Here is a 14,444-nt window from a genome sequence, read left to right on the forward strand (position 1 = left end):
AAAATACAAAAAATTATTTTCCAGTAATGTGAAGCTCCGTAAAATCCTTACTTACCTCAATGCTGTTACTTCCATTTAATTTTATGGTCTTCGGATCAACAATCTCGTTATTCACTTCAACCGTTCCAATTTCAAAAGGTAAACCATGGAATATCAATTTAAACGAGTCGTAGGTCGTAATGAAATTACCATCCTTGAATTGTTGTACGATCAACTCGTTTTCTTTTCCGCGAAGCCTAAAGCGTCTAAGACTGTATCGTCCTTTTTTGTAATCATAACCATCCAATTGATCTTCATAAATGGTTGAATTTTCTATTCCCTCCTTATAGTAAACTTCAATAACCAGTTCCTTAATCTCTTTCTCACCTACATATTGCTGGACTGGATATTTTGGAATCATGGCCCCTTCTTTTACAAATAGCGGTATAGCTTCAATTTCAGCCGAAACCCATTTCTCCACTCCTCCAGTTACTACATCATCATTCCAATAATTATACCATTTCCCTTTAGGAAAGTACATTCGCCTTCCCTGGGCATTAGGTTCTTGAACCGGGCATACCAAAATCTGATCTCCAAAAAGGAATTCATCCGTCCTGAAGTGTGTTTGGGCGTCCTCCTGATCATAAAAGACCAAAGATTGAATCATGGGCGCCCCTTTTTGGACGTATTTATAGAACATGGTATACAAATAGGGCAGTAATTGATATCGCAATTCGATATATTTTCTAACAATATCCGTTATTTCATCACCAAAAGACCAGGGTTCCTGTTCTCCATGATCTCCACTGGAATGCACCCTACAAAATGGATGGAAAATTGCCAACTGTATCCATCTGGCAAACAACTCTCCGTTGGGTTGTTCGGCAAATCCACCAATATCCGACCCAACAAATGAATAACCACTCATACTCATCCGCTGCATCTGTACATTGGCAATCCATAAATGTTCCCAAGTTGCCACATTATCTCCCGTCCAAGTAGCACAATAGCGTTGTGTACCTGCGTATGCTGCCCTGGTAAGCACAAAAGGCCTTCTGGGAAACATAAACTTCTTTACTCCTTCATAAGTAGCGCGAACCATCTGCATGCCATACACATTGTGGGCCTTTCTATGGCTACAGGGATGACCATCATAATCATGTCTTACATCCAGATTTGCCGTTTTGGTAGGGACTTCCATGATTGCGGGTTCGTTCATATCGTTCCAAACACCTTTTACCCCAATTTCCGCAATCATTTCCTTATATAGGCCTGCCCACCACTCGCGCACCTTGGGATCTGTAAAATCTGGAAACTTACATTCTCCCGGCCATACTTTCCCTTTAAAGTGGGGGCCATCAGCTCGGCGACAAAAGAATCCTTTTTCCATGGCTTCTTGGTACACCCAATAATCGCGGTCTATTTTTATTCCCGGATCGATCATGGTAATGGTCTTGAACCCGTCTTCTTCCAAATCCTTCACCATTTTTTTTGGGTCTGGAAAGTGGTTTTCATCCCAAGTAAAACAACGAAAACCATCCATATAATCTATATCCAAGTAAATGGCATCACACGGGATTTTCAACTTTCTGAAAGAAGATGCTACTTCCTTTACCTTTTTTTCTGGGTAATAGCTCCATTTAGATTGATGAAAACCCAAAGCCCACAAAGGTGGGAGCTCTGGAACTCCGGTCAAATTGGTATAGGCTTCTACAACTTGACTCATTTTAGGACCATAGAAGAAATAATAGTTCAACTCACCTCCATCTGCCCAAAAACTGGTCACATTTCTTCTCTCATTGGCAAAATCAAAATACGTACTGAATGAATTGTCAAAGAAAATACCATAGGCAATGTTCTGTTTAAGGCCAACATAGAAGGGAATAGCTTTATACAATGGTTCTTGATCCTTTCCATAGGCATAGGAATCCGTAACCCAATTATTTACCCGCTTACCTTTTAGGTTGGTATGGGAAGCCTTATCTCCCATTCCATAGTAACTCTCACCTGTATGGCAAACCTTGCTCATTTTAACTACGTTCCCACCGTAATCATAGTTTTCCTCCCAATGAAACCCTAATTCATCTTCCAGAATTACTACATTATCCAAATCAAATACCTGAACCTTTAGGTTAGATTTATTGACCTGAATCTTAATTTTTGAGGTGATAATGACATATTCAGAGACTTCTTCTTTTACATCGAGTTCATTATAGCCCAGACTCACATCATCACTAATGGCATATGAAAAATCTGGCTCAAATGCATGCTCTGTGGCATATCTGAAACGAATTGCACTGTCCCTCAGTACAGTTAGCTCTAAAATGACGCCATTCTGTGTTGTAAAATAGAGCTTATCGTTTTCCTGCTTAAAATCTACTATATGGTTTGGGGTCTGATTGCCCCGTTTTTCTATTTCTGTATTGGTAATCATATTGGTTGATTAAGACTAACAAAAGAAAGACTTTAGGGTGAGAAATTAAAAAGATGTTACCAACATCTTCACTACAACGTTGTAGCTAATCTTTTACTTATAAATCACCACGCCAAGTGGTGGCAATGTCATAACTACCGACTGCTTATGGCCGTTCCAAGCTGTTGTAGAAGGTTTTAGCGTTTTCTTTCCCAATCCACTACCAGAGTATTTTGCATCATCACTGTTAAAAATCAGCTTAAGTTGAGTGGTTTTGGGAACACCTACTCTATAATTCTCCCTTGGTACCGGAGTAAAATTGCACGCTATGATCAAATCATCCTTCGAATCCAATCCTTTTCTCATATAGGTGACCACTGTATTTTCTTGATCATTATATTCAATCCATTGAAAGCCTTCTGGTTCGAACTGCTTTTGGTATAAGGCCGGATTGTTTTTATAGACTTTATTCAAATCTTTGATTACCTCCTGGATTCCGGAATGAAAATCGTACTGCGTTAAATTCCAATCCAGACTTTCTTCAAAATTCCACTCAGAAGATTGCCCAAACTCCCCACCCATAAAAAGCAAGTTCCCTCCCGGATGCGTAAACATATATCCAAACAGTAGCCTCAAATTGGCAAAACGCTGCCATTCATCACCGGGCATTCTATACAATAAAGAGCGTTTTCCGTAAACTACCTCATCATGTGAAAACGGCAACATAAAGTTCTCTGTAAAGGCATAAGTCAAGCTAAAAGTGATATTGTTCAAGTCATATGATCTATGAATAGGTTCTTTTTTAAAGAATTCCAAAGTATCATGCATCCATCCCATCATCCATTTCATGCCAAAACCAAGACCTCCTAAATCCACAGGTTTAGTAACCCCGGAAAAGGCCGTGGATTCTTCGGCAATGGTCTGTACTCCTTTAAAACTGGCATACACTTCTTGGTTCATTTCCCGTAAAAAGGAAATAGCTTCCAGGTTCTCATTATTCCCATACATATTGGGTTCCCATTCGCCTTCTTCACGCGAATAATCCAAATATAACATGGATGCAACGGCATCAACCCTAAGCCCATCCACATGAAATTGATCCAACCAGAAAATTGCATTACTGATCAGAAATGCTCTAACCTCATTTCTTCCGTAGTTAAAGATCAAGCTTTTCCAATCCGGATGGTATCCTCGTCTTCTATCCGGATGCTCATATAAATGGGAACCATCAAAAAAACCAAGTCCATGGGCGTCTTCAGGAAAATGGGACGGCACCCAGTCCAAAATCACTCCAATGCCTTTTTGGTGGAACTTATCCACCAACAGTTTAAAATCCTCTGGCTTTCCAAAACGCGAAGTAGGTGCAAAATAACCCGTTAGTTGATACCCCCAAGATGGGTCATAAGGATATTCCATTACGGGCATAAATTCTACATGGGTGAATCCCATTTCTTCAACATAGCTGACCAATTCATCGGCCATTTCCACATAGGAAAGGGATTCCCATCCATTTTTTTTCTTCCAAGACCCCAAATGTACTTCGTAAACCGAATAGGGTTTGTCCAATCCGTTCTTCTGTTCACGGGTATCCATCCACTTTTTGTCATTCCAAGAATGTGGAGCATCCCAAACCATTGAAGCAGTTTTAGGAGGTTGCTCACAATATCTTCCAAAAGGGTCCGCTTTTTCGGTCCAAACATCATTGTTATGGGAATGGATCTTGTATTTATATTTGGTTCCCTTGTCAACACCAGGGATGAAACCTTCCCAAATACCACTTTCATCCCATCTGACATTTAATTCATGGTTTTCACCATTCCAGAAGTTAAAATCCCCAATTACCGAAACCGATTTGGCCGATGGTGCCCAAACCGCAAAATAGGTGCCCTTTACCCCATCCACATTGGTTAAATGAGCGCCTAACTTATCATAAAGCCTAAAATGCTTTCCCGCCTTAAAAAGATTGATATCAAATTCCGTAAAAAAGCTATGGGCTACTACCTTGGACATAAAAGCTGGTTTAACTGATGCAATATTACACATCTTTGTTCAAGAATCCGATTTGAAGGTCCAGTTTACAAAATAAAACGCGGTCTTTACAAAAATGGAATGCTTTTTGATTTTGACTGGGAAACAAAAGAAATGAGCACAAATCAAAAATCAAAAATCATGAATAAATTCAGTACAATTATCGGCATTTTCATCGTCTTGTTCACCGTATCCTGTGAAGGTCCAGAAGGTCCTCCGGGGTTTGACGGTAGAGATGGACTTGATGGACTGGACGGACAAGATGGAATCCAAGGGCAGGTGGTAGAAGTAGATGGGGTCAATTTTGACTATGATGTAAGTGGTAATATTTATAACGCCCTGATTACATTTAGCGATGTTACCGACTTTGAAATATTTGAATCCGATGCTGTTTTGGTATATAGATTTGATGGAACAATAGATTTACAAGACGGAAGCACAGCAGATGCATGGAGCCAGATTCCACAAAGTTTTTTTCTGCAGGAAGGCACCATACAATATGTAATGGCCCACACCTTTGTAGATGTGGAGTTATTTATTGACGGAAACTTTGACCTTTCAGCTTTAAGCACCGATTTCACGGACAATCAGTCCTTCAGGATTGTAATTTTGCCCAGTGAATTTGCAGAGTCTTCAAAAATGGATAAATCCAAACTTTCCAATGTAATGTCAGCGTTGGGAATTGAAGAGAGCCAAGTTCAGAAAATTGAAGGAAACTAATACTATAAAAAGTATTATCTTAAAAACCTGCCAGTGTTTGGCAGGTTTTTTTATTCCCTTGCGGAAAAAATGTTTTTTGAAAGGATATTTGTAAAACAACGTCTACTTAAAAAAAGAAAGAAATGGGAAAAAATTTGTTTTTGGTGGCTTTGTTGATTCTCTCTGGATGTAAGGGCATATCGCAGGAAGAGAAAAAAGAAACCAAGGAAAAAGAAGAAGTTGCTTATGCCGTTACAAAAACAGATGCGGAATGGAGGGCAGAGTTAACCGATATGGAGTATTATGTACTGAGAAAAGCAGCGACTGAAAATGCATTTACTAGTGAACTCCTGGATAATAAAGAAAAAGGCACCTATGTTTGCGCCGCCTGTGCCACTCCATTGTTTAGAAGTGAATATAAATTTGATTCTGGAACCGGGTGGCCAAGTTTTGATCGTGAGATAGAAGGTAATGTTGCTTATGATGTGGACTATAAGATAGGCTATGCAAGAACCGAGGAGCACTGTGCAACTTGCGGGGGGCATTTAGGACATGTTTTTAATGATGGCCCAAGAAACACAACCGGAAAAAGACATTGTATCAATGGAGTTGCATTGGACTTTATTCCAGATTCCAACTAATTGAACTGAATTCATGGAAGACAAATACAGCATCAAAAAAACCGAGGCGGAATGGAAGGAAGAGCTCTCTCCTGAAGAATATTATGTGCTACGGCAAAAAGGAACCGAGAGACCACATACCGGACAATATAACCTGCATTTTGAAAATGGCGATTACCATTGTAAGGCCTGTAACTCAAAACTCTTTACAAGTGAACATAAATTTGAAAGCGGTTGTGGCTGGCCCTCGTTTGACCAGGCCGTTGAGGGTGCCATTGAATATATCCGAGATACCTCACATGGCATGATCCGTACCGAAACCGTCTGTGCCAATTGTGGCAGCCATTTGGGACATGTGTTTAATGATGGGCCAAGGGAAACCACCGGTCAACGGTATTGTATCAACTCGGTAAGTATTGGTTTTGATCCAGAAAAAGAATGAATTTTCCAGAAAACTACCTCAAAAGTGTCCTCTTCGAGTTCCATCGGTACAAAACAATGGGAGACAAAACTTTTGCCCAACTATCCGAAGAAGAAATCCAGTGGAAATTTAAAGAGACCGACAATTCCGTTTCCATTATCGTGAAGCACATCGTGGGCAATATGTTGAGCAGATGGACCAATTTTTTGACAGAGGATGGTGAAAAACCATGGCGTAACCGCGAAACGGAGTTTGAAGGCGAATACCAATCCAAGGCAGAAATGCTCACTGCATGGGAAAAGGGTTGGAAGTGCCTTTTTGATGCCCTGGAAAGTATTGATTCTTCAAATTTTCATGTTAAAATCAAAATACGAAACGAAGAACATACTATTGTTGAAGCTGTTAACCGACAATTGGCGCATTACGCCAGTCATGTGGGGCAAATTGTCTTTGTTGGACGGATGATCAAAGGAGAGGATTGGGTTTCCCTATCCATCCCTATAGGAGGTTCGGCCGATTTCAACAAAAAGATGTTCGGCAGTTCCAATTCTGCATGATCAAATCTTGGTAATTGGCCATCTAATTACGTACTTTTGCACTTCATTTTTAACAACTAAATTAAAAACTAATGAGCAACTTCGATGTAATTGTTTTGGGTAGTGGTCCCGGTGGATATGTAACAGCGATCAGAGCTGCACAACTTGGATTCAAAACAGCAATTGTAGAAAAGGAAAGTTTAGGAGGTGTATGTCTTAATTGGGGCTGTATTCCAACTAAAGCCCTTTTAAAATCCGCTCAGGTTTTTGAATATCTAAAACATGCCGAAGATTACGGATTAAGTGCCAAAAAAGTGGAGCACGACTTTGATGCTGTTGTCAAAAGAAGTCGTGGTGTAGCCGATGGAATGAGCAAAGGCATTCAGTTTTTGATGAAAAAGAACAAAATCGAAGTTTTAAACGGTTTTGGAAAAATACAACCAGGTAAGAAAGTTGTGGTAAAAGGTGAGCATGGAGATCCGGCCGAATACACCGCAGACCATATTATTATTGCCACAGGGGCAAGAAGCAGGGAATTACCGAGCTTGCCACAGGATGGTAAAAAGGTAATTGGCTATCGTGAGGCTATGTCATTGGAAAAGCAACCAAAGAAAATGATCGTTGTGGGGAGCGGTGCAATCGGGATTGAATTTGCTTATTTCTACAATTCTATGGGAACCGAAGTCACCGTTGTGGAATATCTACCCAATATTGTGCCCGTTGAAGATGAAGATGTATCCAAACAATTGGAAAGAAGTTTCAAAAAAGCCGGTGTAAAAATCAAGACCTCTGCAGAAGTAACCCATGTGGATACTTCTGGCGATGGTGTAAAAGCTACGGTTAAGACTTCCAAAGGTGAAGAAGTACTGGAAGCTGACATTGTTCTTTCTGCTGTGGGCATCAAGACCAATATTGAAAATATTGGATTGGAAGATGTTGGTATCGCTGTGGACAGGGATAAAATAATGGTCAATGATTACTATCAAACCAATATCCCGGGATACTATGCCATTGGAGATGTCACTCCTGGTCAGGCTCTGGCTCATGTTGCATCTGCGGAAGGCATCCTTTGTGTTGAAAAAATAGCTGGAATGCATGTTGAGGCTTTAGATTATGGCAATATTCCTGGGTGTACCTATTGCGTACCCGAAGTAGCCTCTGTTGGACTCACAGAAAAACAGGCCAAAGAACAAGGCTACGATATAAAAGTGGGCAAATTCCCATTCTCTGCTAGTGGAAAAGCCAAAGCTTCTGGAACCCCAGATGGTTTTGTGAAGGTAATTTTTGATGCCAAATATGGCGAATGGTTGGGCTGTCACATGATCGGTGTCGGTGTAACTGACATGATCGCGGAAGCAGTGGTAGCCAGAAAATTGGAAACTACCGGACACGAAGTTCTAAAAGCCGTTCACCCTCACCCTACTATGAGTGAGGCTGTCATGGAGGCTGTAGCCGATGCTTATGATGAAGTAATTCACTTATAATTTATATTGTGCTTAAACTGTTCAGGGCTACGGCAATTTTGGAAGGAATATCCTATCTGTTATTATTTGGGTTTACCATGCCATTAAAATATTGGGCCAATATTTTAGAACCCAATAAGGTTGTGGGATATGCACATGGTGCCCTTTTTATTGCCTACGTGATTATCGCAGTGATTTTTTGCTGGAAGCATAAATGGAGCATCAAAAGGTTTGCCGTGCTGTTTATAGCATCGCTATTGCCCTTTGGTACTTTTTATGCTGATAAAAAATACCTCAAAAACATTGCGTAATTTTCTTGCATCTCTTTTAGTTCTTCTCATTATTTCTTGTTCAGCTGCAAGTAGAAGCACCAAACTTGACAGCTCTACACCTATTGAAGCAATCCCGTACGTGGAGTGTTCCTTGACTCCCAAGGTCGTTGATTCCAAAACTGAAATCAACGCCTTGAAAAACCTTTGGGGTCTTTCATTCGCTCAAGCCTATCATAGAATCCATATCAACTATGATTCTTTATCCATCCGCCCTGTTCGGTTACGTAATCAAGAACATATCAAATCCAAAGTAAAAGAAGTGTTTCCCAAAATTGAAATGGTTCATTCGGAAAAACTTGAAAACATGAACTACCTCCAGCAGATGTTTCCTTCAAGCGATATTAAGTGGTATTCTAGAAAAAGTTCCAATGTTCAAAAGTTAACAGAAAAAGGAAAGGGAAATAAACAGCTTTATATAGAAGTAGTTACCTACCGAACAAAAGATAGAATAAAACCAAGGTGGGAAAATAAGGTGAGCATATTTGTATTTGATTTGGAACTATACAAACTTCAATATCTCAACGAGTACCATTTTGAATGTGATCCAAGAGATTCTATTGCCTTAAAAAAAGTCATTGATTATGGTCTAAACCTACTAAAGGCTGTCTCATCAAATTAGACTGTTCGGATTACAAAAAACTTTGAATCGCCAAATCATAGCTTTGGAGTCCAAAGCCTAAAATCACCCCTTTAGCACCAGAAGAGATGTAAGAAACGTGTCTAAAATCTTCTCTTTTGAAAGTGTTGGAAATATGAACTTCAATCACCGGGGTCTCAATACCTTTGACCGCGTCTCCAATCCCAACCGAGGTATGGGTATATGCAGCCGCATTCAAAACAATTCCATCATAGGAGAAACCAACCTCTTGAATCTTGTCAATGAGTTCTCCTTCAATATTGGATTGAAAGTACTCCAATTCAACTTCTGGGAATTTTTGCTGTAATTGCGCAAAATAGTCTTCAAAAGTGGTACTACCATATACTTCAGGTTCGCGTTTACCCAGTAAATTTAAATTGGGGCCGTTGATGATCATCAATTTCATGAGCTAAAAGTACCAATAATTTTTAGGCATAAAAAAAGCGGAAGTGATTTACTTCCGCCTTACTATTATTTGTAGACCTGCTTAGTTAAATCTGTAACCTACACCAGCGGTCAATGTATTAATATCAACAACATCTCCAAAATTTCCTCCTCTTGAAACTTGTATGCCGTAACGAGCTTCTACGAACCAATTATCATCAATTTGATACCCACCACCAAAGGCTATATCAAGGCCAAACTCACCATCAGGCAAATCTTCCAACAAGTAGTTGATTTGTGGCCCTGCTTGGATATTAAATTTATCTGAAACCTTATACTTTACCATTACCGGAACATATAACGAAGTAAGATCATCTACTACGCTGAACAATACGGAAGGTTCTATGTCAATCATCTCTGAAGCTTCAAAATTATAGCCTCCACCTACATAAAATCCCAACTCACTGTCACTTACGTTTCCAAAAAAATTGGCTCCCGTATCAACACTAATGGACACATTATTAAATCCGGCTTTAGCTGCGAATCCTTCCTGACCGTAAGTTGATACAATGATGCTAGCAAAAAATACTGTTGAAATAAATAATTTTTTCACGATAAATAATTTTTGATTAAGGGTACAAATATAATACCGGAGCAGCTTATAAAATACGGAAAGGTAAAATAATTCTACAATAGAAATAAGAAAAATAAATATTCAATTAGCTGAAAAATCTTTAAATCTTATTGGAGGTTATGTGCTTAATTGAATAAAATTTCACTTAAGCAATTTATAAACTACACCTGTCCTTTTCTCCACATTATCCTTAGAACAAAAACAAAATCCCCACGGTCGCAACGGAAAAGGAAATATTGTCCTCCACAACCATATAGGAAACGTTAAGTTCTGTATTTCCTGTAATATTATATCCCACTATAGGTCTATAGTAAAGGCCACCTTCCATACCATCACTTACGCCAACGGCATAGCCAGCATCTGCTCCAAACTTAAAATGATATGTTGGGTATATACGTACTGAAGCTGCAACTGGCAAAAACTGAAAATCCTCAAACTCTGTTTGCACGGTCACTGGGCCATCGGAGGAAGAGTTTGTATCTCCAAAAGCATTGATAAACCCAGTAGCAAGGCCCACATCCAATAATTCGGAAACTCCCCAGTGATAATTGACATCCAATCCAATACTAAAACTGGAAACATCGGCGGCATCACCAACGGGCATACCTGCGTTTAAACCTGCCTTAAAACTACTTCTATCTACTTGTGCATGGGTTGTAAAAGCTACAAAGAGCAAAAGAATACTTGTTGTAATGATTTTTTTCATGTTTGTTTAAATTGGTCAGAAGTAAAACGCACTTTCTTTTAAAATAGTGTTAAAAAAATAAACCCATAAAAAAAGGAGGCCAATACCTCCTTCTTTTATTGTACATTTTTTGTCTATTTTTTAGAAAGCAAAACCTAGCGAAAATCCAAGGCGCATCCCCAACCCATCAAATCCATAATTGAAGGCAGAGTCGTCAGATTTTACATTAAAAAAAGCTGGGCCACCATATAAGTCAAGTGTTATGGGATCCCAATTCCATTGATAACCTCCTACCCCACCTGCCACGAGCACCGTAGTTTTAAAATCATTGGCAGAAGAAGATGAATAATTGGCCACTGGGGCTAAAAACCAACCCTCTGGAGCATTTTTATCGGCTTGAACATAAAACCTGTATTGCGCTCCTATGCCAAATCCCGTGTACTTTAAATTTCCAGAGGTAAAGCTGGTATAACCCAAATCCACCTGAAAAGATTGTTTTTGGTTTATGACCCTTTCATAACCAATTTCCATGGTTCCAAAAAGAAGTGCCAATGGGTTGGCCTTAATCACATTTTCCTGAGCCTTGACAGTAAATCCCGTTACAAAGAGGACAATTGCCATTAAATACATTTTTCTTATCATAATTTAATGTTTGATTTATCCTAAAAGTATCATTATAAAGGCCTTCAATGTTCTTCATTTGATCAATGCGCCATATCAATTGACGAATAGTCATAATTGGGCAAACTGAACAAAATTATTTGTGGTTATCTTTAAACAATGAATTGGAATCAGGCTTTAACGGACTATCAACATTATCTAAAAATTGAGCGGGGCCTTTCTGAAAATACCATTACCAATTATGGTCTGGACCTTCAAAAGCTTAAGGACTATCTTGATGAACATTCCATTGGAGAATCACCTCTGGAGATAACCCAAGAAACCATTCAAAAGTTTGTATATGATGTGGCAAAAATGGTCAATCCAAGATCTCAGGCTCGTATTATTTCTGGTTTGAAAGGGTTCTTTACTTATCTCATTTTTGAAGATTATAGAACAGATAATCCACTGGATTTGATTGAAACCCCAAAAACGGCAAGAAAACTTCCGGATACACTGTCAACAGATGAAATCAACAACCTTATTGCCGCAATTGATCTTTCAAAACCCGAGGGCGAGCGCAACAGGGCCATTTTGGAAACTTTGTATGGATGTGGGCTGCGAGTATCAGAACTAGTAAACCTTAAGCTTTCCGATCTTTATTTTGAGGAGGATTTTATAAAAGTAACCGGTAAGGGAAATAAACAGCGTTTTGTCCCTATAAGTGGATTGAACAAAAAGTACATCAATATTTACAGGAGCGAAATTAGGATACATTTGAACGTACAAAGGGAGCATGAAGATTTTCTATTTCTAAACCGAAGGGGCAAGCAGCTCACAAGAGCAATGATCTTTACCATAATAAAACGGTTGGCCGAAAAAATTGAGCTGAACAAAAACATCAGTCCGCATACATTTAGACATTCGTTTGCAACACATTTGTTGGAAAATGGCGCGGATTTAAGAGCTATTCAACAAATGCTGGGACACGAGAGCATTACCACAACAGAAGTTTATATGCATGTAAACCGAAAACATCTTACCGATGTTTTAATGACATATCATCCAAGAAAATAAAAAGTTGTTAGAATTTCAACCGGGTGCCCACTTCCAATCTGGTTTTTGCACCTTCCAATCCAACCTTGTCAAACTTGGGATCTCCCAGGGGCGTAAACAATTTCGCCTGCAAAAGTAAACTTGGTTTTACATCGTAACCCACTCCAATGAAGGCCTCCCTTCTTGGTATGGGGTTTGGATATCCTTTGCCTAGATTTAGCAAATCAAATCCTGTTTGATGGCCTCCCAGCAAAAAGGACTTTTTGGTAAAATACTGTTTCATGAAGGTTGAAATCGTAAATCTATCGGCAAAATAGGTGCGATAGTGGTCCCCTCCCACAATGAACTCGGTTCTATTACCTAATGGAAAATGAACGTTGAACCATGCATAATTGGAAATTGGATCAAAACTGGGGTAGTCAAAACCATCAATATAAACTGGAGTTTCTTGGGGCAATGAAGGACTGTTTGAAATCTGCGCTAAACTTTTATCAGAAAGTATCGCCAAAAAAAACAAAATCGATATGGATACACGTTTTGACATGTTTATTTTTCATATCAATTTACCACATCCATTATTTAGTAGGTCAAGTTTTGGCTAAACTTTAACCAGAAACACAACTAGACAGGTTGTTATTCCACAGGAATTTCTGCCCGCGTTGTTTTATGTTTCCTTTTATAAGGACGGATAATAAGTCTGGCTTCGCGGTCAAATCTGATGTAGTTGTATACCCAGTTGATAAACACCACCACTCTGTTTCTAAATCCAATAAGAAAATAAAGATGAACAAACATCCAAACATACCAGGCAAATATTCCTTGAAACTTAAATCTGGGCAAATCACAAACGGCTTTATTTCTTCCAACAGTAGCCATGCTACCCTTGTCCCTATACTCAAAAGGCTTTAAGGGTTTCTTTTCCAGTAAACGCACCAGATTCTCTCCTAAGTTTTGTCCTTGTTGTATGGCAGGTTGAGCCATCATTGGGTGTCCATGGGGAAAATCTTCAGTCTCCATTTGTGCCACATCACCTATGGCAAAGATTTCCTCATATCCTTCAACCTGACTATATTGATTTACCCTCAACCGATTGCCTCTACAAAGCAGCTCTTTTGCATCCAATCCATCCAGTTTAACCGCTTGGACCCCTGCTGCCCATACCAAAGTGGCCGATTCAAAGGAAATATCCCCATTAGTGGCAACATGTTTTCCATCATAATCCGTTACCCTGACTTCTTTCCAAACGTTTACCCCTAATTTTTCCAAAAAGCGCTCCGCTTTACTTGAAGCAATCTCACTCATTGCAGGAAGAATACGGTCACTTCCTTGCACTAGATTGATTTGCGCCCTTCTTGTATCCAAATCGGGATAATCTTTAGGTAGTATTCCTTTTTTGATTTCGGCCAAAGCTCCTGCTAGTTCTACTCCCGTAGGTCCACCGCCTACAATAACAAAATTCATAAGAGAATCACGCTCGTGAAGATCATCAGTAAGCAGGGCCTGTTCAAAATTTTCCAAGATAAGGCTACGCAGGTTCAGGGATTGTGGAATAGTTTTCATCACCATTCCCATTTCCTCAATATTTTTATTTCCGAAAAAATTGGTTTCAGAACCCGTGGCAACCACCAAATAATCATATTGAATCGACCCAATATTGGTCAACAACATTCGCATTTTGGCATCAATTTGTTGCACCTCGGCCAACCTAAAATAAAAATTGGGATATCCTTGCAGTACTTTACGTATAGGATATGCTATGGAATCAGGTTCCAATCCACCAGTTGACACCTGATATAACAAAGGTTGAAACGTATGATAGTTGTGCTTATCCAGCAAAACCACCTGAACTTCTTTTTTACTTAGTTTTTTTGCAAGGGCAATGCCCCCAAAACCTCCTCCAATGATAACAATTCTTGGCAGGCTCGACTGTGGAATATTCATACTGGACATGCTTGCA

16 protein-coding genes are annotated in these 14,444 nt (G+C 39.4%); 8 read left to right on the top strand and 8 right to left on the bottom strand.

All coding sequences use genetic code 11. The features are described 5' to 3' along the window. Positions 1-13: 13 nt before the first annotated feature. The gene (locus ACOQO1_RS01070) at positions 14-2,413 is read right to left on the bottom strand and encodes a glycoside hydrolase family 31 protein (RefSeq protein ID WP_420601016.1); all 2,400 of its coding nucleotides are present in this window, start codon (positions 2,411-2,413) and stop codon (positions 14-16) included. 93 nt (positions 2,414-2,506) lie between these two features. Further along, positions 2,507-4,402 (bottom strand): 1,4-alpha-glucan branching protein GlgB, encoded by a 1,896-nt coding sequence (gene glgB, locus ACOQO1_RS01075; protein WP_420601017.1) that lies wholly within the window; start codon positions 4,400-4,402, stop codon positions 2,507-2,509. Between the two features lie 159 nt (positions 4,403-4,561). On the opposite strand from glgB, the gene ACOQO1_RS01080 reads away from it, so the two are divergent. From ACOQO1_RS01080 to ACOQO1_RS01110, 7 genes are all read left to right on the top strand, one after another. Beyond that, positions 4,562-5,140: a collagen-like protein gene (locus ACOQO1_RS01080; protein WP_420601018.1), complete on the top strand. Its 579-nt coding sequence runs from the start codon at positions 4,562-4,564 to the stop codon at positions 5,138-5,140. A 122-nt stretch (positions 5,141-5,262) separates the two neighbouring features. Next, the gene (gene msrB, locus ACOQO1_RS01085) at positions 5,263-5,760 is read left to right on the top strand and encodes a peptide-methionine (R)-S-oxide reductase MsrB (RefSeq protein ID WP_420601019.1); all 498 of its coding nucleotides are present in this window, start codon (positions 5,263-5,265) and stop codon (positions 5,758-5,760) included. Between the two features lie 13 nt (positions 5,761-5,773). Beyond that, the gene (gene msrB, locus ACOQO1_RS01090) at positions 5,774-6,181 is read left to right on the top strand and encodes a peptide-methionine (R)-S-oxide reductase MsrB (RefSeq protein ID WP_420601020.1); all 408 of its coding nucleotides are present in this window, start codon (positions 5,774-5,776) and stop codon (positions 6,179-6,181) included. Beyond that, positions 6,178-6,717: a DUF1572 family protein gene (locus ACOQO1_RS01095; RefSeq protein WP_420601021.1), complete on the top strand. Its 540-nt coding sequence runs from the start codon at positions 6,178-6,180 to the stop codon at positions 6,715-6,717. The genes msrB (ACOQO1_RS01090) and ACOQO1_RS01095 overlap by 4 nt, the downstream gene beginning before the upstream one ends. Positions 6,718-6,788: 71 nt before the next feature. Continuing rightward, positions 6,789-8,180: a dihydrolipoyl dehydrogenase gene (gene lpdA, locus ACOQO1_RS01100; RefSeq protein ID WP_420601022.1), complete on the top strand. Its 1,392-nt coding sequence runs from the start codon at positions 6,789-6,791 to the stop codon at positions 8,178-8,180. A gap of 8 nt (positions 8,181-8,188) precedes the next feature. Beyond that, the gene (locus ACOQO1_RS01105) at positions 8,189-8,470 is read left to right on the top strand and encodes a DUF3817 domain-containing protein (protein ID WP_420601023.1); all 282 of its coding nucleotides are present in this window, start codon (positions 8,189-8,191) and stop codon (positions 8,468-8,470) included. Then, on the top strand, positions 8,463-9,110 hold the full coding sequence (locus ACOQO1_RS01110; RefSeq protein ID WP_420601024.1) for a hypothetical protein: 648 nt from the start codon (positions 8,463-8,465) through the stop codon (positions 9,108-9,110). Before ACOQO1_RS01105 ends, ACOQO1_RS01110 begins: the two co-directional genes overlap by 8 nt. Before the next feature lie 10 nt (positions 9,111-9,120). Here the strand turns inward: ACOQO1_RS01110 and aroQ are convergent, their stop codons facing one another. The 4 genes from aroQ to ACOQO1_RS01130 all read right to left on the bottom strand — a co-directional run bounded on the left by aroQ (position 9,121) and on the right by ACOQO1_RS01130 (position 11,473). Then, positions 9,121-9,534 (bottom strand): type II 3-dehydroquinate dehydratase, encoded by a 414-nt coding sequence (gene aroQ / locus ACOQO1_RS01115; protein ID WP_420601025.1) that lies wholly within the window; start codon positions 9,532-9,534, stop codon positions 9,121-9,123. An 81-nt stretch (positions 9,535-9,615) separates the two neighbouring features. Beyond that, positions 9,616-10,125 (bottom strand): outer membrane beta-barrel protein, encoded by a 510-nt coding sequence (locus tag ACOQO1_RS01120; protein WP_420601026.1) that lies wholly within the window; start codon positions 10,123-10,125, stop codon positions 9,616-9,618. Positions 10,126-10,336: 211 nt separating this feature from the next. Continuing rightward, the gene (locus tag ACOQO1_RS01125; protein WP_420601027.1) at positions 10,337-10,852 is read right to left on the bottom strand and encodes a hypothetical protein; all 516 of its coding nucleotides are present in this window, start codon (positions 10,850-10,852) and stop codon (positions 10,337-10,339) included. Positions 10,853-10,972: 120 nt separating this feature from the next. Beyond that, positions 10,973-11,473 (bottom strand): DUF3575 domain-containing protein, encoded by a 501-nt coding sequence (locus tag ACOQO1_RS01130; protein WP_420601028.1) that lies wholly within the window; start codon positions 11,471-11,473, stop codon positions 10,973-10,975. Positions 11,474-11,611: 138 nt separating this feature from the next. On the opposite strand from ACOQO1_RS01130, the gene xerD reads away from it, so the two are divergent. Continuing rightward, positions 11,612-12,508 carry a site-specific tyrosine recombinase XerD gene (xerD, locus tag ACOQO1_RS01135; RefSeq protein ID WP_420601029.1) on the top strand — a complete coding sequence of 299 codons (897 nt, stop codon included), beginning with the start codon at positions 11,612-11,614 and terminating at the stop codon, positions 12,506-12,508. A gap of 7 nt (positions 12,509-12,515) precedes the next feature. Here the strand turns inward: xerD and ACOQO1_RS01140 are convergent, their stop codons facing one another. Then, positions 12,516-13,031 (bottom strand): hypothetical protein, encoded by a 516-nt coding sequence (locus ACOQO1_RS01140; protein WP_420601030.1) that lies wholly within the window; start codon positions 13,029-13,031, stop codon positions 12,516-12,518. Positions 13,032-13,120: 89 nt separating this feature from the next. Then, a complete protein-coding gene (locus tag ACOQO1_RS01145; RefSeq protein ID WP_420601274.1) occupies positions 13,121-14,428 on the bottom strand; it encodes an NAD(P)/FAD-dependent oxidoreductase in 1,308 nt (435 codons plus the stop codon). Between the last annotated feature and the right edge of the window lie 16 nt (positions 14,429-14,444).

This window comes from Flagellimonas sp., from assembly GCF_965222555.1.
Taxonomy (GTDB): Bacteria; Bacteroidota; Bacteroidia; order Flavobacteriales; family Flavobacteriaceae; genus Flagellimonas.